A 20878-nucleotide genomic window follows, 5' to 3' on the forward strand; every position below is an offset into this window, starting at 1 on the left:
ATATAACAAAGTTATATAAAATGTTCATTAAAATGGAGAATCTTTAAAATAATAGGGTGAATCAATGAGAAAAGTGGCTTTAAAAGTAGCATACATAGGAACAGACTTCCATGGGTTTCAAAGACAACCAGATGTAAACACAGTGGAAAATGAACTTATAAACGCATTAAAATCAGCTGATTTAATAGATAATTTAAAAGATTCAGGATATGCAATAGCTGGTAGAACTGACAGGGGAGTGCATGCCCTTGGAAATGTTATTTCATTTAGAACCCCTGAAGACGTTGTTATAAATCAAATAAATGATCAATTACCTCAAAGTATACGAATATTGGCTAAAGCAGGAGTTCCATTTGGGTTTAAACCCAGATATGCAAAAAGCAGGCATTATAGATATGTGATTGCAGGTAAAGAAGATTTAGATTTAGATAAGATGGAAGAAGCGTCTAAAATACTGGAAGGAACTCATGATTATTCTAATTTCTCAAAAAGAAGCGAAAGAAACCCTATAAGAACCATCGATGAGATTAAAGTTTCAAAGAAGGACAATATATTAATTATAGATGTTATTGGAGAAAGTTTCCTGTGGAACATGGTTAGAAAGATTGCATCTGTGTTATTTTTGGCTGGAAATGATGATATGAGTATTGATGACGTTCGTAAGTTTTTAGGCCCTTCAGGTAACGCTTCTATAACTCCAATGCCTCCAGAAGGGCTTATTTTGATGGATACCGTTTATCAAGATGTAAAATTTAAATACGATGATTATGCGCGGGAGAAGTTTTTAAAGGCTTTAGGTGAAGAATATTTGTATAATGGGACTATTGCAAGTGTAGAAAAGGTTATGATGGATGGATTAGGGGAATAGAGAAATTTATAAGTTGAATTAGAGGGTATTAATTCTTAGTGACATTAAATATTCTAATTTTTAATTGTTTAATAAATAAATATAAATTATATTAATCTCAATTATTATACAGAGAAATATAGTTTTAAACAACTTAATTTCTATTTATCTGTCTTTCTGCTAAAATAATATGCATTTAGGAGGAAATTCACTGTTATACAAAAACATGGGTAAAACAGAAGAAAATAACAAGATGGATTTATTTTTAGGCTCAAAAAATCGGATTGAAAAACAAAAACTAATTATCGTAGGATTCGATCCAGGATTAACTGCAGGAATCGCCATTTTAGACCTTTCAGGTAATTTAATAGCGGTTAAAAGCTGTAAAGAAATTTCTAAAGCTGAAATAATAAAATATATTATAGGTTATGGAAAAACAATTTTAGTTGCAACAGATGTTTACCCCCCGCCAAAAATGGTTAAAAAACTTGCAACAACTCTTAATTCTAAAATATTTTCTCCAGATAAAACATTCACAGTCAGCTCAAAAATAGAGCTTGTGGAAAGCTATTTAAATGAAATATCGGCCACTAAATATCCTGAAAATGCCCATGAAAGAGATGCACTTGCAGCTGCAATTAAAACTTATAAACACTATCAAAATAAGCTCAGGCAAATTGAAAAACGTGCAGAAAAACTTGAATTATCTTTCGGGGAAGTTGATGAAGTTAAAAGAATGGTTATTTTGGGAACTCCCATTAGTAAAGCGATAAATAGCATTTTAAAAGTTCCTGATGAAAAAGATGATTTGGAAACACAAATTGAAGAAGTAGAACAAGAAATTGATTCTGCAGATGAAATGGAAATAAACAAGATTAAAGAATCTTTAAAAAGACTTAAACTGAAAGTGAAATCTCAAGAAAGGCAGATTCAAAGTTTAAAGCTTAAAAATAGAAATTTAAAGGAAGATGCCAGTAAATATAAAGATGAGGTATCCTCTCTTGAAGAAAAAATAGAGAAATTACATTACAACTATTCTAAGGATATTTTACTTAAAAAGAAGATATCTTCAAAGATTGCAATCATAAAGGGACTTCAAGAAAAATATACTAAAGAAAAAAATAACCGAGAACAGCTTGAAGAGAATTTACGTTCCATAAAAAAAGTTAGGGCAATGGAATTATCTAAAAAGGCAGTGCCTGTAAAAATTATTGAATATTTCACTAAAGAAGGAATAAGGGAAGCAGATGAGTATTGGAAGATAAAAAAAGGAGATACAGTTCTTTTATCAACTACTGAAGGTGGAGGATCCCAAACAGCATCATTATTAATTAAATTGGCTGTAAAAGCAGTTATAGCTGCCGATAAAATGTCTCATCTTGCAGAAGAAGAATTTGAGAAAAATATGGTGCCAGTACTCGATGCAGATGAATTAGAAATGGAAATTATCGATGAATTTGCAGTTATTGACAGAGATGTTTTAGAAAAGGAAATAGAAAAGTGGAAAACTAAAACTGAAGAAAAAGAACGTAAGGAAGAGGAAAAAAAGCTCTTTAAAGTGATGGATGAATATAGGGCTCAAAGGAAAAGGCCATAGGAGCTTAAATAATTAATTTTATTTTTTTTTACATAATTGTAATGACTTTATTTGTGAATTTTTTTAGAATTAACTTTATTAATTCTTTAGCTTTTATAAAGATTATATGAATATTCACAATTTAATAACTCTTTTAGGGTAAATTCCATTTATTATGCTTGTTTTCTGCATTAAATCATTAATTAGTTAAAGTAAAAAAATTAAAAATAGAATCATATCAATAGGTTTAAAAAATAGGATGGTAATAATATATTTTAGATTCTCATGATAATCAATAATCTTTTCAATCAAACTTTGATGCGGAAGTATTCAAAGAACTTCAAATTAAATCCTTCAAAGCATGAACTTATTTTAAAGCATATTGAAAAGATAGAAGAGGGTCAGTTTGAAGCAGAAACTAAGAATTATATTTATTTTTATGAAGTATGGTTGAAAGGTATTTTAGGTTATGATCTCGATGAAAACATCCTTATAGATGAGAAAGAAGAGGAAGGGCGAGGTAAAAGCGAGTTTATACTGAAATCTGATGATAAGAAGTTTATGGTGGTTGAGCTCAAGGACCAGAAAACGGACTTGGACAAACCACAAAACCGGGTCAATGATAAGCGAACACCTGTTGACCAGGCTTTTGATTATGCCCAACATACAGGAGATATTGACTGGATACTTGTATCCAATTATAATGAATTCAGATTATACAATTGGCATAAGAAAGGCCATTACATATCATTTAATGCAGCTGAACTTTTAGATAAAACAATCTTCTCCTATTTCATGTTATCATTCTCCAAGAAGAGCTACATCGAAACTGGTTTTATTGATAAATTAATGGATAAAACAATTGTTGTGGAAAGAGAACTGGAAAAAGAATTTTATAAACTATATAATGAAACTCGGTTAATGCTTATAAAAGAATTTGAAGAAATCAATGAGTTATCCCGACTTGACGCCATCCACTATGCTCAGATGATAATGAACAGATACATGTTTATATGTTTCGCAGAAGACATAGAACTTCTACCTCCTCAGATTTCCACAGACACTATCCAAACGCCTATACTTAAAGGAAACCTAAGACATGGAAGCATCTGGCAAAGATTAAACGAATTATTTTTAGATATTAACGAAGGAAACGAATACAAAAAGATATCCCAATACAATGGAGGCATATTCAAAGAAGACTTAGATCATATAAAGATTAGGGATATTGTGGAAGATCAAAAGTTCTTCAATGATGTTTACCAGAATTGGAAATTTGAAGAATATGAAAAAGAAGCAAATATTGACCTTGGACCATACGGCCCGAAAGTAAACCCCATATACCGAAACATGCTCACAATATCCACATTCGACTTCTCAACAGAATTAGATGTAAATATCCTTGGTCACATCTTCGAAAACTCAATTGGAGACATAGAAGAACTCAAAGAAGACAGTAAAGGAAGACGAAAAAAAGAAGGCATATTCTACACACCAGACTACATCACAGACTACATCTGCAGAAACACAATCATACCCTACCTAAGCAAAAATGGAAAATCAGAAACCGTGGCTGAGCTCATCCAAGAATATTCAACAGGACAAGAAATTGAAACACTTGAATCTGAAGTAATGAACATTAAAATAGTTGATCCTGCATGTGGATCGGGAGCTTTCCTTAACAAAGCATCAGATATTCTATTAGAAATTCACAAATCTATCTACGCTTTTAAAAAGGGTAAATACACCACCACGATCAAAACCAAAGGTGGAAAGGGTAAAGATAAAGTAAAAAGCACCGCAAAACATATCAAGCTTGATTCATTTTTTGATGAAATATCAGCAAGAAGAGAAATATTAATCCATAACATCTATGGAGTAGACCTAAACGAAGAATCTGTGGATATAACCAAATTAGCATTATTTTTAAAAGTCTGCCAGGAAGACAGGAAACTTCCAGACCTTGAAAACAACATAAAATGCGGTAACTCACTGATTGATGATCCTGAATTTAATGATAAGCCATTCCGCTGGGAAGATGAATTTAAGGCCATATTTGATGAGGGGGGTTTTGATGTGGTGGTGGGTAATCCTCCCTATGTTAGACAGGAGAAAATAAAAGAGATAAAACCATATTTAAAGGAAAATTATGAAATTTTTGATGGTGTTGCCGATCTTTATGTATATTTCTTTGAAAAAGGTATGAAAATCTTGAAGAATGGTGGTTATTTCTCTTTTATAAGTTCAAATATGTTTATTAGAGCAAAATACGGATTTAAACTTAGAAAATTCATTTTAAATAATAAATTAATGAAATATTTTGATTATACTTCTGGAAGTATCTTTGAAGAGGCAAAAGTAGACCCTTGTATAATTGTTTTGAAAAAAGAAATACCTAATGATAATAGTAAAATATGTGTTAACGAAGAATTTGAGATAAATCAGAATAGGTTTAATTATGAAGATTGGGTTTTTGAAACCCCCGAAATTTTGAGCTTAATTGATAAAATAAATTCTAAAGGCATTAAATTTAAAGAAATTAAAGATTTAAATATATATAGAGGAATATTAACTGGTTTAAATATAGCATTTAATATTGATAAATTAATGAAAGAAAAACTAATTAGTAACGATAAAAGTAGTAATAGATTAATTAAACCTTTGATAAGAGGACAGGATATTAAAAAGTGGAAAACAGACTTTAAAGATTTATATTTAATTTTTACAAAAAGAGGCATTGAAATTAATGAATATCCTGCAATTAAATCGCATTTAAGTCATTATAAAAAACAATTAATACCTAAAAACAGTGGACAAAGAATAGGTAGGAAAGCAGGAAATTATGAATGGTATGAGATACAAGATACAGTTGATTATCACAAAGAATTGGATAAAGAAAAATTGATTTTTCCAGGTATTTCTACAAATCTTTTTGCCACATATGATGATCAAAGAATTTATCCTAACAATTCTGCTTATATAATTACTTCAGATAAAATCGATCTAAAATATTTAAGTGCAATAATATCTTCTAAAACTTTAAATTTTGTTTTTAAACATTCTGGCGTTCCACTTGCTCGAACAACATCTAATCCTTTGGAAAGACCTCGATATCATCTTTATAAAAATTACATTGAAAAACTTCCAATAATCGTAAATTTTGAGAATAAACAAATCACTAAAAAAGCCGATCAAATGCTTAAACTCAACAAAGACTTAATGAATGAAATTAATTCTTTTAAAGACTGGCTAAAACACACATTTAACATTGAAAAATTCTCACAAAAACTTGATAAATACTATAAATTAACCTTTGATGACTTTTTAACGGAATTAAAGAAAAAAAAGGTAGATATCACATCAAGAAAGAACTATAATCTTCTTAAAAAAGAATTTGAAGAAAGTATAAGTAAAATTAATCCATTACTTCAAGAAATTGAAATAACTGATAAAGAAATTGATCAGATGGTTTATGAGTTATATGGGCTTACTGAGGATGAGATTAAGATTATTGAGGAGAGTTTAAGCAAATAATCATTAAATTTGGATTTAAATGACTTTAAAGCTAAAAAATACAAAAAATTAGATAAAAACTTGGAGATACATAATGTTAAGAATATCAAAAAGTAAAGGTAAAGAAAATATCAAAAATAAACCTAAAGATGATTCATCTGCAAAAACCACATCAATACACTCTAAACCTAAGATATTACTTATTGATTTACCTAAAGAAGTATCTGATGGTTTAGAATCTAATGGTTTCAATGTAACCAATGGAACTTTCGGATCTCCATATAATATAAAAGTTAGCAATAACCTTACACCCATTATAGAGCGTCCTAATTTACCAAATATTTCTGAACAAGAAGTGATATTCATAGATTTAACTTCTCCAGCTACCTTAAATGAGTCAGATATTAAGGATTATGTTGAAACTAAAGAAAATCAATGGTGGGCTAATTGTAGATCGGGTGTTATTGATCCAAGGCCCGTATTCATGTATTATCTAAAGAAAAATTTTGACCGTATTTTGGCTCATGGTGGATTTATTGTTATATTTGCCCAACCACGGTTTAAAAAAGAGTATATTTGGGGTAAAAATCAGCCTGGCTACGGTTTGGTAGGGGATACAGAAAAACATGATAATTGGTCATTTCTTTCTATTTTAAATGATAGTGATCTTAAAGTTGATTTTCTTTCTGGTGAAGAGATTAATGTAAAAGGGAATGAAAATGAAATTTTTAACTTTTTAAAAAGAAATATTAAAGGAACATTCTTTAGAGCTATTTTTAATGCTCGCTTTGGTTTAAAAGATAAATGGTTTACTCTTTTAACAAACAAATTTGGAAATCCAGTTAGTGGTTTGATTTTATCTGATGATTTTAATGGTGGTGGGGTTCTTATTTTGCCGCAGATACCTAAGACTCCTGATGTAATTTCTGCTTTATTAACTGAGGTAATTGCAGATTTATCTCCACACCTTTTTCCAGATTTAGAAGGAGCTAAATGGGTTCAAAAAGATGATTATGAGCTGGAAGCTGTTAAGAAGTTTGAAAAGGAGAAAATACAAGTTAAAGCTGAAGCTGAAAAACAATTAGCTTTACTTGACGAAAAAATTGACCAAGAAAGGGAAGAATTTGGATTTTTACATGGAATTCTAACCAAGACTGGGGATGAACTCGTAGAAGATGTTAAAAAATGTCTCGATTTTATAGGTTTTAAACAGGTTGTAGATGTTGATAAGACTATTGAGGAGGGTAAGAAGCGAGAAGAAGATTTACAGATACTTGACGGATCTCCTACTCTTTTAGTAGAAATTAAAGGAAAATCGGGTTTTCCAACGGATGAAGACATTTTACAGGTTCATAAATATATTCCAAGGCGGATAAAAGAATGGAAGAGATTTGATGTTAATGGTATATCCATAATTAATTATCGGAGAAATATTCCTGCATTTGAAAGAGAGCCGTTTTTAGAAGATCAGATTGAAACTGTTAAATCTCATGATATTGGTATTGTATCCACAGTAGATTTATTTGTTTTAATTAGAGGCATGATCAAATGGGGATGGGATCCAAAAGTTATAAGGGATTTATTTTATGAAATTGGTAAAATACCTGATTTTCCGGCGAATTATGAACATATAGGAGAAATATTCACCTATATAAAAAATGATAACATTATAGGGATTAATATTGAATCTGGAAAGTTATATAAAGGTCAAAGAATTGGTTACAAGATTAATAATGAATTTTTGGAAGAAAATATAACTTCTTTACAAATCAATAAGCAGGATGTTGAGGAGGCCCCTACAGGACAATCTGCAGGTATCAAAACTATCTATTCTGAAAAAGAATTAAAAGAAGGTATAAAGGTATATGAAGTTACTAAATAAGATTATTCTTCAAATAATTAATTGGGCGTGTTAAATTCATCTTTCACTTTCTTTTTCATTCCATTGTTTGATGAATATTCCTGTTGGTTCTTTTGGTGTTTTTTGTTATGATATCTCCTTGCTTTTATGAAATATGCTTTGCTTCATATTCTAATTAAATCTTTAAATTTACTTGTATTATATTTACTCTTTGATTCATTATTCAATGATTTTTCCAGTGAACCTATATAATTCCGTTGCGTTTCTAATAGTATTGTAAGTTCGCTAATTTTTTTCATTAATTGTTGTCGTTTGGTCTTGACTTTAACACATTCCCTATTTTTTTAAATGATTTTTATTTTGTTTTTCTGTACGAATTACGGATTTAACAGGTGTGCTGAATACATCATTCGTATAATCTTTAGTTACTTCAAAATATGTCAACTTGAACTCGATCGTAGATTTCATCAATCTTTTGTGACATCAATCTCACATTTCAAACTATAATCCTATTTTCTTACGGAAATGGTCATGTAAAATAATATAAATTACTATTCCAGCAATTAAAACAATTATTAGGCCATATATAAAGTCATATAAAGAAGCTACATTAATTAAAATAAACGCTGCACCAGATACTATGGCAAATATAAGAAAGTACATTGAAGAATTAACGAGTACTGCTCTCTCATGCAAAATTTTCTTATTTATTTTCATATCCTCAACTTTTTCTTTAGATATTATTTTTAAAAGCTCACTTTTAGACTTATTAATATATTCTGGCTCTAAATATTTCTCTGATTTTAGTGTCTGAAATAATGCTTGACGATATGCTAAACCCGACATTATTAACGAAGCAATTGCAAAAATGCTTGATATGACTAAAATAATAATAAATTGAACAACAATTTTTGCGTTTAATATTTGCAATATTGCTAATAATTCTAAATTTAAAATTATGCCAACAAAACCAATAAGTTGACCTGCCCTCTCTCTAATAGTCTTATAAGTTCTAAAAGCACCTTGAAATTGATAAGATACCTCTCCATATATTATTTCAAGAGCTTCTTTATCTTCAGATTCCATAACTTAACCCCTTTAATCAAACATCTTCTACAGCTATTAATTCTTTTAGCTTTTTAAGCTTAGTTTTATCAATTTTATTCTCGTTAATCTCTATAAACTTAGGTAAATATACTCTTTTACATTTACCTGCATCCCAAATTTGATTATTTGCAATAGAAACATCAACTACTCTATTTATTTCATTAACACTTAACTTATCGAAATAAGGCAACAAATTACCCATGAATTGCTCTGCTTTACGATAACCTTTAACTCCATTTAATTCACTAATTAAATTGCCAAAAATATTTATTTCAGGGAAATTATCAATTATTGGATTTATTAAATAATTTAACGGAATATTATGTTGTTTTATGGATTTTCCTTGGCGGTGACTCATAAAACCATAAGGCCTAACGCTATCAAGGCTTAACGGAATAATCAAAACATTCCTAAAACAAGCAATACCTGCTTCTTGAGAGCACCAATCAGAATTCCTAAAATTATCGCTTAAAATAGGAATAAAAATATCAGCTTCATCCAATTCTTTAAGAATACGGTGTTTCCATTCTTCAGATATTCCAATATCCTCATGTGCCATGAAGCTTTCAATCCCCAAATAAGCAAGTAACTCTTTTATTTCAGCCCCAACATGTCTATCTTCAACAGAATAACTTATAAATGCGTTTAATTTCTCTTTTTTATGAATAATTTTTTCTTTTTCTAATGACTTTCCTAAATTAACACTTCTAATCTCATTTATTCTGGGAGTACCTGCATTTTTTATTATTCTTCCAATTGGAGCAATTGGTAATTCAGCCATAATTTCACCTCCTCTCTAAAAGTATTATACATTCCTAATTTTCATTTGGCACATGAAAATAAAAACTTATCATATTAGTTGCTATGGAAAATATGCTATTAATTATCTGAAGCTGAGATTCATTCCATGGGAAATTATTGAAAATATGCCGAAACCCAATTTTCTATATGATTAAATAAATAGTGAAATATTTATTTATATATAATATAGCGAAACCATTTTTCTGAAAATTGATTAAAATCATTATTATCAGATTTATCTCTCTTAAACTCCTTATTTTAAGAAGGTGAAAAATACATTTTATAAGATTTGAAAAATATAGTTAAAAGATAAACAATATAATACCTTATTTACTTAATTGAAGTGTTAATATAGTTTAGTTTTTTGATAAGATTTTCTATAAAAAATCGCCTTCTTCAGCATAATAAATAAAATCTTCTATAAACTCTTTGAATGAATAATTTTTTTGAGTATCAACTTTATTAAAATCTGAAGGATTTCTAAACCCTTTTTTAATTCCTGCATCGATTTTTTTAATATCTTTTTCAAGGGTATTTCTTATAGCTGTGATAAATTTAGTATTAGGATTCTTTGAACCTTTTTTATAAATCTTTAATTCATTAGCGACCTCTAATACTTCAACATATCCTTTTTGATCGTAAAAATCATTTATCATATCGTTAATTGCTACAGGATACATGCCCCATTTAGATGTAAAGTTATCTGTTTCCTCATTGGGCAAATGATAGATCTTAAACTCTATAATGTCCTCTGGAATGTAGCCAGCTATAAATGTACTTACATTATCATTTATTAAAGGTCTAGCTCTGTGAATGCACTGATAAATCTCAGAATCCCTCTTTTCAGCACCATAATCTTGAGGAGTATAATTATTTGTTTCAATTTCCAGTTTCTCTTTTATTATAGGTTCTAAAAACAAGGGCATTTTCCTTTCGAATTCTTCCAAAATAATTTCGTGTTCTATTATTTCTCCTGTTTCTTCATTTTTCATTTTAATTTTCAATATTTTATTGCCATTTGCATCGAATAATATTTGAGATCCGTAGCCTTTTTCAAATTTAGGTCTCCAAAAATCATCAATTAAACTGTAATTTGTCCGGAAAATATTATTATAATCATCCAAAACACCTTCTTCATTAATAGAGGATGTTCCCAATAATAAGAGAGCATCTCTATTTTTAAATGTGTTCAATCCCCTTGTATCATAAAAATGAGCTGTTTCCTTAATGTATTTAAGTCCCTCGAAAATATCCTCATAATCTTTGTATGTTATCAGGCCCATATTGGTGTATTTACGAGAAATTCGACTGACAAATTCTTTTAGTTTAAATATTTCAGATCCAAAATAGCTTTTATAGAATAGATTATTCTCATAAATTTTCCAAATTTCCTTATCTTTTCTTTTGATAGAGCTTTTGTAGCCATAAAAGTTTATATTCTCTTTTTCTATATCATTTTCAGAACAGAACTGTTCAAAAACTTTAGTAAAAAACTTTTCAGGGAACGTAGCATCCGAAATAACAACAGGTATACCTTCTAATGCATATTTAAATGCATAATATAAATAAGGTTCATAATAATCTCTTTTCTCACTATAAATTTTATAATATTTCATCCATTTTTCAAATCCATAAGGATTAAATTGTATTAAAACTTTAATTATATCCTCATTTTCATTATATACGGCTTCTTTTAAGGCATCACGGTAATCATTAATTAAATAATTGATAAATCTTTCATCACCATCCAACAATTGCATTATATCACAAATGGGGATAATTTCCAGAACTTCAGATAGTACATCCTCATTAAATAGTAGTTTATCACTTCTATCAAATGTTTCATCAAAAAAAACCATATCAAAATTATAATCCTCTTTTCTATCAAAAATAAGGTTTAAAAATTCAGGAACAGTTGTCAAATGCTTTTCTTTAGGCTCAAACTGCTTTTTATAATTACATTTCTTTTTTTCAGACTTAGAACAGAGTTTATTACAGATATATTGGGGAGTAATTTTATTTTCTTCATTTTTGCCGCGAAAATTGAAAATGGGATCGCTACTATTCTTTTTTTTACATAGATAATCAAATCCTTTCCAATGTTCAATTAGCCTCTTATTTTTAATAATTTCTTTATATTCAGTTTCAATGAGCTTGTGGGTTGGAACTATAATCAATACTTTCTTATCATATGCGTTTTCTAAATATTCTTTAATTAAAGTTGTTTTTCCAGCTCCAGGCTGTAAAGCTAAAATATTAATTCCTTCTTCAAAATTAATTTCTCTTTTATTTTTCCAGACGGTATCAATGTCACTTCCAAGATCTACCCAGTTTAATTCCATTTTTACACCAATTTATTCCCAGATACTTCAGAAATTAAATTTTCTAAGGATTTATCTGCATCTTTTCTTTCACTAAGCCCATGTACAAACCTTTCAGTTAATGCATCTCTAATTTGATTTTGAGATTTAATGTATGATATAATGTCTTCGAATAACTCATTAATTTCATTTGAAGTTCTTATTCCGGGTTTTGAATAACCTAATTTCATTTTAATGAATTCATCATCTTTAAGTGGTTTATTATATGTAAATAAAGCATCGATTAGTTTCTCATCTTGCCCTTCTAAGCCTTGTTCTTTAATCTGCCAACCTCTAATTTGTTTCTCATCTTCTGAATTATACATTAAATTGTACCTAATGAATCTTTCAGCGCCATATAACTCTTTTATTGGCATTGAATGTTCTTCACCAGCTAAGTATCTGATATTTAAGTATTCATACTTTTCACGTAATTGTGGAAGCTTTTTTTTACTCATTTCCATTTCATATCCTATTGATTCAGAATATTCTTTAATAGATTCAGTAGGATTATTTAGATTGTAGAAGTGTATTATCCAATATGCATCAATCCATGCTAGCTCATCATCATTTAAATCTCTAATTTTCAATATATCTTCTGTTATATTCCATTTTTCCAACTTTTTAGACTCAATATTTTGTATTCTACCAGAAAATAATTTTTTAAGCTCATTTTTAGCTATTTTAGCATTTTCTAAATTGTCACTACTCATTTTATTAAAAATATGCAGTATTTCAAGAGGATCTGTTTTCATTAAGCTAAAAATTAGATAATCTGACTTTAAATTCTGTCTTCTCGTGCCTTTAGGTTTAGGTTCGTAGCCTATAATATGAACTTTATCCTTATCCATAAGTCGCATTATAGATTCATCAAAAGTCTTTTTTTTATCCTCAGGCCTTTTTATATTGGGTAATTTATTTATAGCTTCTTTTTTTAGCTCTTTTCCCGTAAGTGCCCCTTTTTCTAATACTTTTAGAATTGGTTCATCCAACTCAGGTTTTTTTGGCATATAATTTTCTCCAAAATTCATATATGTGCTAATAGCACTTAAAACTACCTAAATTTACATTTGATTGTGCATTTAGAATAGCTTTTGAAGCTACATTAAAAGAAAGTAGCTTTCAAAAAAAGAAAAAGAGGCTGATAAAATGGAAAATGGTTTAGAAAGTTTTAGAAATGAATTAAAAACTATTGAAGGAGGTGAAAAAAGATGTTAATAGATTATTTTAAGGGACCTGCTGAAGAATATGTATTAGGAAAAACTCCTATAAATCTCTTAAACGCAATAATGCGGATAAATAATGAGCTTGAAAGCCAATCACAAATTATAAAATGGACAAAAACTGAAAATAAAATGATTACTGGTGGATTTCCTGTTGAAATTCATAGTAAAGATAGTAAAAATCAATCCAATCTGTATATTAATGAAGAGTATTCAAAATATGTTGCTGAAACACTCTGTTTACAGAAACCAGAATGGGAAGAAGGGAAATATAATAGTGAAATTGTTGAATTAATGCTTCATAATTTTACAATATCTGATATCATTCAAATAGAAAAGTTGATTAAACATCTATTGTATGAAAGATCTAAAATCAATTCTATGGATTATAAAGAGGGTATACCCAGTGTTATGGAACTTCCTCTAAATCCTTGTGATCAAAATGAATTGGAAGATATTGTGAACAATTTCTTTAAGAATAACAATGTAACTGATAGTTTAAAAAATTATTTAGGCCGTTTGTTAATTAAATATTGTTTATACTATGCATTTTATTTCTAAAATAACAAAAATTAAATCTCTTCTTTCATTTTTTTTAACCACTGAAATTAACATCAGGGTTTGGAGGATGAGAGACCATTATTTTACAGAAAATAATTTACAGAATAATTGGAGATAACAAGTATTATTTTGTTAAATGGGTTAATATAAAGTATTTATGTAAAATCAATTACCTAATGAAACTCTAAAATTAAAAAATAATTATCGTAGTTAGTATAATAGTAAATGGGGCCTTAATAAAGACAGTAGATTTATATACAATATGAGGTATATAATAATTAGTAATATGTAATGGTTATGGATTTTAATATTTAATAAACGGCTGTGGAAAGAATGGTAGCCTTAAAAAACGTTGTGAAAGAAATTGAGACTATAAGTGTAGTTAACTCATGGTTAAAGGATTTAAGTCACAACACTAAAAAGAGTTATTTGAATGCCTTAGCTGAATTTTGTATTGCTAATAGTTTAAATCCTGAAGAAATGTTGAAAATCATTTATATGGAAGAAGAGGAAAGATTACCGGCATGGGAGCGTTCAGTAAATAAATGGTTTGAAAATTTTGATGAACATTGTAAAAAACAGAATCGTACCAAAAAAACCAGGGATAATAGAAGAGGCATTGTAAATGCGTTTATTTGTTTCAATGAATTACCAGCTTATGTAGAAAGAGGTAAAAGAAGAAAATCTAATGATTTCAAAGAACCTAATAAAAGAAAAGCCTTAACTAAAGATAATATTAGAAATCTTTTAGATGCTTGTAAAACTTGGAAAATGAAAGCGGTAATTTTAACTCAAGTATCATCAGGACTATCAGCAGCAGATATCTTAAAATTGAAAGTTAAAGATATTAAAACGGGAATTATTGAAGTTCACGACAAAAATGCAGGGAAAAATAGGAGAATATGTAAATTACATTTGTCAAGAAAGAAAACTAATAAAGAGTTTATAACTTTTATTAGTGAAGAAGCTCTTGGAGCTATTGAAAAATATCTTAAACTTGAAAGAATTAATCCAGATTTTGATGGTGCATTATTTCCTTCTTCTAAATCTTCAAATAAACCAATGAAAATAAATACGCTTCAAATGGCCTATATATCTCTTAATAATTATCTTGGATGGGAAAATGAGGAAAAGGGCAGGTTTAGAAAAGCTACAAGTCATATGATGAGGAAGTTTTTCAATACACAATTAGTTTATGCTGGAATGCCTGAAGAGATAAGGGAACATTTTATGGGTCATGTATTGAAAAGTAAAGTTAGGGATGCTTATTTTTTAAATAATGATGAAGAATTACAGAAAGTTTATCTAAAATATATGCATAAAGTTACAATACAACCCAAAGAGTCCCCCGTGAGTATGTTTGAATTTAATGAAGTTATAACAAATCATGAAAAGCTTAAAAAAGAAAATAAACAATTAAAAATAGATTTAAACGAATTTAGGGAATTAATTGCTAATTATAATGTTGCTCTTGATGAGCCAAATAAAGAATTAAAGGAAGAAAATATGCAATTAGGTGAAGCGTTATCTGGTGTAATGTATGATAATCAAATGCAACAGTCTGAGATAATGGAATTGAGTCAAATTGTGCAAGAAATGAAGCAAGAAATAAAGAAGATAAAAAATAATGCTTAGTTTTTATATTTCAGTGCATATTGTTTAATTAAATTTTAAAGCTTTGATATTCCTTTTAATTTATAATGAAATTAATTTTTTTGTCATGTTAACTAACAAAATTATTGTTAAACTCTATATGAGTAATAGGAGATATGTTATGAACCATAATATAAATCCTGCTAATGCAAGTAAACCGGATTGTTCGGCTTTTTTAGGTTTACTATCGTGCCACACAATATAACCAATAATACCAGCCAATGGTGAAAAAAGAAATATTATAATACCCATACCGATACCTAAACCCTTTTTACTTATTATTTCAGTGGATTGGGGCTTATTTTTTAGGTCATGGCCACATTTATAACAAAATTCAGCATCTTTTGGATTTTCAATTTCACATTTTGGACAAATATTAGCTCCTATTTTTGCTCCACATTTAATACAAAATTCAGCTTCTTCAATATTTTTATAACCACAATGCCTACATATATCTAATTCGTTACGTTTTTCCTCAAGTTTTTTCCTAATATCTTCAGCAGACATATGTTTATTAGTTATTTCTTTCGTATCTAATTTGGAATTTTCTTTTGTATCTAATTTGGAATTTTCAAGATCTTCAATTTCATATTCTTTAGCTTCTCTGTAGTCCCCACCGCAGTCACAGCCATAAAAATCACCTAATGATTCACCTTCTTGCAGTTTGTAATAGCCCCCACATTTTTCGCATATTAAATATTTCATTAAAATTTCTCCTTTTGTAATAATTAAAATTAGATTAATTCTTATTAGTATTTATACTTAATATTACAATTTTCAAAAATAAGCAATTATATATAATTTTGGGATATAAAGATGAGTCACATATCCTCGTTTTTAAAATAAGGTTAGGAACGTAGAAATTTCTTTGTAATCTTTAGGAATTTCAAATAATTAACTTTATTAATCTTGAGATATTAAATTCCAACAATAATTATACAAGCTATGATAATTTGATAAATGATTATAAATGACTTATAAATATGATTAAAACTTTTAAAATTGATTGATACAAAATCTGGGCTTAAAGGAGTTTAATTTTTTGGAGCTGATTATTTGAATATCCTTATTATTGAATATGCTACAGCATTAGGAATAGATGATCCGTCAATTAGTGCTGAAGGCCATGCCATGATTAAAGGACTTTTAAAAGACTTTAAAAACAAAAATACTGATTATTTAATATCCAAAAAAATCCAAAATTTTAATAGCAGTTACTGCAACCCTGTTGAACTTGAAGAAGATTTAATGGAATGGATAAATAAAAATATATCAAATTATGACGCCTGCCTGGTTATAGCTCCTGAAGAAGATTTTATTTTATATGAAATAACCTATTTGATTGAAAAAAAAGGTGTTTGCATCATTGGTTCAAGTTCAAATGCAGTAAAGGTTTGTTCTGATAAATATGTTATGTATGAAGCACTAAAAGACCACGTGCCAATTATAAAGACTGAAAAAGTTTATTTCAATGATATAAACAAATACATAGTCTTTAATAATAAAAAAAAAGTTGTAAAACCTGCAGATGGTGTTTCATGTTCTGGAGTACAGATCATAAACAATTCAAAAGAATTAAAAAAAGCAGCTTCTATGCTTGAAAATAATCTCCCCTACTTTATAATTCAAGATTTTGTGGAAGGGACCTCAGCAAGCGTTAGTTTAATAAGCAATGGTAAAGAAGCAATTCCATTAAGCTTAAATCTACAGGATATTGAACTTACAGGGGATGGAATAAATTATAATGGAGGTAAAGTTCCTTTAAACCATGAACTTGCAGATGAAGCCAAAGAAATTGCTAAAAAAGCTGCTGAATCAATTAATGGCCTTAAAGGGTATGTTGGTGTGGACATGATTTTAGGGGATGAAGTTCATTTAGTGGAGATAAATTCCAGAATTACAACTCCTTATGTTGCTTTAAGGGATATTTTAGATTTTAACATTGGTGATGCAATTTTAGATTCTATTTATGGGATATTACCTTCAAAAATTCAATTAAATGGAGAAATATCATTTTTTAAACAAAATAATACATTAAACTTTAAAAAATTAGACATAAATCAAAAATGATAACTTCTTTAAAACTAACTAATAAAATTAAAATAAATAACGAGTGATTTTATGAAAATTGCAGGATTTGACATTGGTGGGGCAAATACAGACTTAGCTGTGGTTGAATTTAACGATCACGGTGATATAATAGATATTAAAACTGATTTTAAATATTTTCCAATGTGGCTTGAAAAAGATAAACTTGGAAATGCTCTTATAGATTTAATTGGCGATGATATAAACGATTTAGATGCAGTGGGAATTTGCATGACAGCTGAGCTTGTGGATGCATATAAAACAAAAAAAGAAGGAGTATTGGATATTTCCAGGAAATCTAATGAATCATTCAATGTTCCTGTTGGCTTTATTGGTCTTAATGGTGTTTTAAAATATAAAGATGTCATTAAAAATCCAGAGGATGTTGCTGCAGCAAACTGGATTGCAACATCCAAAATAGCATCCAAAATGGAACCTAATTCAATAATGATAGATACAGGAAGTACAACAACAGATATAATTCCAATAAAAAACGGATCAGAATGTACTAAAGGGCGATCTGACCTTGAAAGATTAAAAACCGGAGAATTAGTTTACAGTGGAACTTTAAGAACAAATGTGGCCACTATAGTCCGAAAAGTACCCCTTGGTGATGAATTTATCAGAGTGTCCTCAGAACTTTTTGCAATCACTGCAGACATACACATGGTCCTGGGAAACATAAAAAAAGAGGAATATACTTGTAGCACACCTGACGGGGCAGGAAAATCAAAAGAAGAGTGTATGCGAAGAATAGCGAGAGTTATATGTGGAGACATGGACATGTTAACTCCAGATAATATATGTGAAATTGCTGCATTTATCTACCAAAAACAGATTGAGAGAATTGCAGAAGCGCTTATAGAAGTTTCAAAAAGAGAAAAAATAGAAAAAGTTGTAACCACAGGGTTAGGTATGGATATAATTGGTGCAAAAGCTGCTGAAATGGCAGAAATCAATTTTGAAGGAATGGATAAAATTATTACAAAAGAAGAATGTGTTGTTGCACCAGCTATTGGAACTGCATTAATGATGGAACAATTTATGAGAAAGGATGAAATTTAAACTAATCAGTTTGTTTAATAAGTTAGGACTAATTCTAATTCTTTTAAGAGAAAAGTATAAAAATATATAAATCAGAATATTCAAGTTCTAATTAAATTTAAGGGAGTAAAAGTAATTTCATGAATAAAAAAGCAACAACAATGGTTATTTTGCTGTTAATTTTAGCAGCCATAGGATTATATATATTTTATAATTCTGGGGAAAAAACGACTTTAGGATACAATAGTAATGGATATATTACTAAAGAAGTATATAATCATTATGGTGCTTCAAAACAAAAAATAGCAGTTATTACTGGAATGCACCCTCGTGAAGACTTATCAAAATCAGTTGTTCCATCATCTGTAAAATATTATGCACTTACACATAATATTGAAATTGTAAATTACCAGGTATCAGTTACAAATCAGCCTGAGGTCTTTACAGCAAGTAGAAGTAATGGTGAAGGGCTTGTAGCTCAATATATAGTTCCGGATATTCAAAAATCAGATTATAGTCTTGTTATAATCTGTCATGACCATGAAAAAGGATATGGTACTGGTTATTACATTGCAACACCAAGTATGGATTCAAAATCGGTGTCATTAGCTGGAGCAGTGCATAATCTTCTCCCAAATTTCAATTATTATCAACGGGCTACTGATGAAAAACCGAAAAGCTCATCTATTATGAATGTAGACAATCCAATAACATCTACTGGAACCCCTGTATTTGTTTACGAAATTCCAGAATGGTACGGAAGCTTTGATGCATTTTTTAAATCTAACAGTTTGATAGATGCTTCTTTTAAGGTATTATAACATTATAAAATGAAAATTTCAATAGATCTCAAATTGAGCATTAATAACACGAATAATCTTTAAACGAGTGAAAAATAATGATAAAAAGAACAATAGTCATAGCAATCATATCAGCGGTTATCATTATTATGGCCACTGCTGGATCATTGAGTTCTACTAAGTCTGTTGAACATTCAACATTAGGCTCTGATAATCGTGGAACTGTAACAAAAGATGTTTATAACCCGCAATCTGAAACTAAATTTAAAATAGCAATTATTACTGGAATGCATCCTCGAGAAAAGGTTTCGATGAACGTTACTTCAGACGCTATAAAAAATTATGCTCAATCCAACAAAGTTGAAATAGTACATTATAAAATAGCAGTAAATGCAAATCTGGATTATGTAAGGCTTGGAAGGTTGAATGGAGAGGGACTTGTTACAGATTATGTTACTCCAGATATTTCAAAATCTGGCTATGACCTTGTTATAATATGTCATGACCATAAAAAAGGTTATGGAGATGGATATTATGTTGCAACTCCTACAATGGACGCTAAATCATTAGCATTGGCTGAAAAATTCCGTGCAATTAGTCCAGAGTATAAATATTACCAGAGAGACCCTGAAAAGAAAGCTAAAAGCAAATCAATATCAAGGGTCGATGCTCCAATAGCTGCATCAGGAACTCCTTTATTTATTTATGAAATTCCGGAGTGGAGTGGGTACCAAGAAGCTTATGATATAACCTATAAATTAATAGATACAGGTTATAAGCTTGCCTAAGATTTTTAGTTATTAAAGATATAACATTCTTAATTTATTTTTAGTTTTATTAAATTTAAAACTCTTATGGATCGTTTTTGGGAAAATGGATGATTTTAATACCATACTTCTTTCATCCCAAGTAAGTATGATATTATGTTTGCTGAAAGGTGTAAAATAATACTAATTATAAATGTTAAAATTATCATATAAAATGGTAAAATTACAACAATTGAAGCGAATACTAATGCACCAATAACAAAATCAAGTTGATCTAAAAATGGCGTAGGTCTACCTCTTTCAATCTTCAACCTTCTTTTTACAAAGCTTCCACAGGCATCACCTATTAATGCACCGGCACCTAAGCAAAAACCTAATAAAATTCCTTGTAAAATATTTCCAGATATTAATCCTTGAATTAGACCAATTAATGTTCCAATTCCGGCGCCAATAATGGTACCGCGCCATGTTACTCCATCACCAAATATTCTACGTCCATCACTGAATTTTCTACTGAAATCTAATGGTTTGCCGCCGCCAAATGTCAAAGCTGCAGCGTTAGCAATGTATGCTGGTAACATAAAGTATATTACATAGGCTGACATATTCAAAACACTGATAATACTTGTATCCATAGTTAACCTCCTTAATTAAAAACAAGATAATATTCATGTTAT

16 protein-coding genes are annotated in these 20878 nt (G+C 29.2%); 10 read left to right on the forward strand and 6 right to left on the reverse strand.

Annotated features, from left to right (window positions below; translation table 11 throughout):
• Positions 1 to 64 precede the first annotated feature (64 nt).
• The 4 genes from truA (at position 65) to HZC47_06445 (ending at position 7818) form a co-directional block, all read left to right on the forward strand.
• The gene (gene truA, locus HZC47_06430) at positions 65 to 868 is read left to right on the forward strand and encodes a tRNA pseudouridine(38-40) synthase TruA (protein MBI5680507.1); all 804 of its coding nucleotides are present in this window, start codon (positions 65 to 67) and stop codon (positions 866 to 868) included.
• 232 nt (positions 869 to 1100) lie between these two features.
• Entirely contained in the window at positions 1101 to 2444 is a 1344-nt protein-coding gene (locus HZC47_06435; protein MBI5680508.1) for a DUF460 domain-containing protein, read from the forward strand.
• 264 nt (positions 2445 to 2708) lie between these two features.
• Positions 2709 to 5957 (forward strand): Eco57I restriction-modification methylase domain-containing protein, encoded by a 3249-nt coding sequence (locus HZC47_06440; GenBank protein MBI5680509.1) that lies wholly within the window; start codon positions 2709 to 2711, stop codon positions 5955 to 5957.
• Positions 5958 to 6030: 73 nt separating this feature from the next.
• Positions 6031 to 7818, forward strand: coding sequence for a hypothetical protein (locus HZC47_06445; GenBank protein MBI5680510.1), 1788 nt, complete (start codon positions 6031 to 6033; stop codon positions 7816 to 7818).
• Positions 7819 to 8298: 480 nt separating this feature from the next.
• On the opposite strand, the gene HZC47_06450 is transcribed toward HZC47_06445, so the two are convergent.
• The 4 genes from HZC47_06450 to HZC47_06465 all read right to left on the reverse strand — a co-directional run bounded on the left by HZC47_06450 (position 8299) and on the right by HZC47_06465 (position 13075).
• The gene (locus HZC47_06450; GenBank protein MBI5680511.1) at positions 8299 to 8883 is read right to left on the reverse strand and encodes a hypothetical protein; all 585 of its coding nucleotides are present in this window, start codon (positions 8881 to 8883) and stop codon (positions 8299 to 8301) included.
• Between the two features lie 16 nt (positions 8884 to 8899).
• Positions 8900 to 9685: a TIR domain-containing protein gene (locus HZC47_06455; GenBank protein ID MBI5680512.1), complete on the reverse strand. Its 786-nt coding sequence runs from the start codon at positions 9683 to 9685 to the stop codon at positions 8900 to 8902.
• A gap of 397 nt (positions 9686 to 10082) precedes the next feature.
• Positions 10083 to 12047 carry a hypothetical protein gene (locus HZC47_06460; GenBank protein ID MBI5680513.1) on the reverse strand — a complete coding sequence of 655 codons (1965 nt, stop codon included), beginning with the start codon at positions 12045 to 12047 and terminating at the stop codon, positions 10083 to 10085.
• Between the two features lie 2 nt (positions 12048 to 12049).
• Positions 12050 to 13075, reverse strand: coding sequence for a hypothetical protein (locus HZC47_06465; protein MBI5680514.1), 1026 nt, complete (start codon positions 13073 to 13075; stop codon positions 12050 to 12052).
• A 201-nt stretch (positions 13076 to 13276) separates the two neighbouring features.
• Between HZC47_06465 and HZC47_06470 the strand changes: the two genes are divergently transcribed.
• Positions 13277 to 13849 (forward strand): hypothetical protein, encoded by a 573-nt coding sequence (locus HZC47_06470; GenBank protein MBI5680515.1) that lies wholly within the window; start codon positions 13277 to 13279, stop codon positions 13847 to 13849.
• Between the two features lie 333 nt (positions 13850 to 14182).
• On the forward strand, positions 14183 to 15484 hold the full coding sequence (locus HZC47_06475) for a site-specific integrase (GenBank protein MBI5680516.1): 1302 nt from the start codon (positions 14183 to 14185) through the stop codon (positions 15482 to 15484).
• Between the two features lie 114 nt (positions 15485 to 15598).
• Here HZC47_06475 and HZC47_06480 read toward each other — a convergent pair whose 3' ends face one another.
• Positions 15599 to 16207: a zinc ribbon domain-containing protein gene (locus HZC47_06480; protein MBI5680517.1), complete on the reverse strand. Its 609-nt coding sequence runs from the start codon at positions 16205 to 16207 to the stop codon at positions 15599 to 15601.
• Between the two features lie 351 nt (positions 16208 to 16558).
• Here HZC47_06480 and HZC47_06485 point away from each other — a divergent pair, with 351 nt between their 5' ends.
• The 4 genes from HZC47_06485 (at position 16559) to HZC47_06500 (ending at position 20222) form a co-directional block, all read left to right on the forward strand.
• A complete protein-coding gene (locus tag HZC47_06485) occupies positions 16559 to 17572 on the forward strand; it encodes an ATP-grasp domain-containing protein (protein MBI5680518.1) in 1014 nt (337 codons plus the stop codon).
• Positions 17573 to 17623: 51 nt separating this feature from the next.
• Positions 17624 to 18655: a H4MPT-linked C1 transfer pathway protein gene (locus HZC47_06490; GenBank protein ID MBI5680519.1), complete on the forward strand. Its 1032-nt coding sequence runs from the start codon at positions 17624 to 17626 to the stop codon at positions 18653 to 18655.
• A 119-nt stretch (positions 18656 to 18774) separates the two neighbouring features.
• Positions 18775 to 19455 (forward strand): hypothetical protein, encoded by a 681-nt coding sequence (locus HZC47_06495; protein MBI5680520.1) that lies wholly within the window; start codon positions 18775 to 18777, stop codon positions 19453 to 19455.
• Positions 19456 to 19532: 77 nt separating this feature from the next.
• Positions 19533 to 20222: a hypothetical protein gene (locus tag HZC47_06500; protein MBI5680521.1), complete on the forward strand. Its 690-nt coding sequence runs from the start codon at positions 19533 to 19535 to the stop codon at positions 20220 to 20222.
• A 95-nt stretch (positions 20223 to 20317) separates the two neighbouring features.
• On the opposite strand, the gene HZC47_06505 is transcribed toward HZC47_06500, so the two are convergent.
• Positions 20318 to 20836: a CDP-2,3-bis-(O-geranylgeranyl)-sn-glycerol synthase gene (locus HZC47_06505; GenBank protein MBI5680522.1), complete on the reverse strand. Its 519-nt coding sequence runs from the start codon at positions 20834 to 20836 to the stop codon at positions 20318 to 20320.
• Between the last annotated feature and the right edge of the window lie 42 nt (positions 20837 to 20878).

It is taken from the genome of Methanobacterium sp., assembly GCA_016222945.1.
Taxonomy (GTDB): Archaea; Methanobacteriota; Methanobacteria; order Methanobacteriales; family Methanobacteriaceae; genus Methanobacterium_D.

Bases quoted from the DNA above. Each gene is read 5' to 3' on its own strand.
- truA (MBI5680507.1), top strand. From the start codon at position 65: ATGAGAAAAGTGGCTTTAAAAGTAGCATACATAGGAACAGACTTCCAT.
- HZC47_06435 (MBI5680508.1), top strand. From the start codon at position 1,101: ATGGATTTATTTTTAGGCTCAAAAAATCGGATTGAAAAACAAAAACTA.
- HZC47_06440 (MBI5680509.1), top strand. From the start codon at position 2,709: ATGATAATCAATAATCTTTTCAATCAAACTTTGATGCGGAAGTATTCA.
- HZC47_06445 (MBI5680510.1), top strand. From the start codon at position 6,031: ATGTTAAGAATATCAAAAAGTAAAGGTAAAGAAAATATCAAAAATAAA.
- HZC47_06450 (MBI5680511.1), bottom strand. From the start codon at position 8,883: ATGGAATCTGAAGATAAAGAAGCTCTTGAAATAATATATGGAGAGGTA.
- HZC47_06455 (MBI5680512.1), bottom strand. From the start codon at position 9,685: ATGGCTGAATTACCAATTGCTCCAATTGGAAGAATAATAAAAAATGCA.
- HZC47_06460 (MBI5680513.1), bottom strand. From the start codon at position 12,047: ATGGAATTAAACTGGGTAGATCTTGGAAGTGACATTGATACCGTCTGG.
- HZC47_06465 (MBI5680514.1), bottom strand. From the start codon at position 13,075: ATGCCAAAAAAACCTGAGTTGGATGAACCAATTCTAAAAGTATTAGAA.
- HZC47_06470 (MBI5680515.1), top strand. From the start codon at position 13,277: ATGTTAATAGATTATTTTAAGGGACCTGCTGAAGAATATGTATTAGGA.
- HZC47_06475 (MBI5680516.1), top strand. From the start codon at position 14,183: ATGGTAGCCTTAAAAAACGTTGTGAAAGAAATTGAGACTATAAGTGTA.
- HZC47_06480 (MBI5680517.1), bottom strand. From the start codon at position 16,207: ATGAAATATTTAATATGCGAAAAATGTGGGGGCTATTACAAACTGCAA.
- HZC47_06490 (MBI5680519.1), top strand. From the start codon at position 17,624: ATGAAAATTGCAGGATTTGACATTGGTGGGGCAAATACAGACTTAGCT.
- HZC47_06495 (MBI5680520.1), top strand. From the start codon at position 18,775: ATGAATAAAAAAGCAACAACAATGGTTATTTTGCTGTTAATTTTAGCA.
- HZC47_06500 (MBI5680521.1), top strand. From the start codon at position 19,533: ATGATAAAAAGAACAATAGTCATAGCAATCATATCAGCGGTTATCATT.
- HZC47_06505 (MBI5680522.1), bottom strand. From the start codon at position 20,836: ATGGATACAAGTATTATCAGTGTTTTGAATATGTCAGCCTATGTAATA.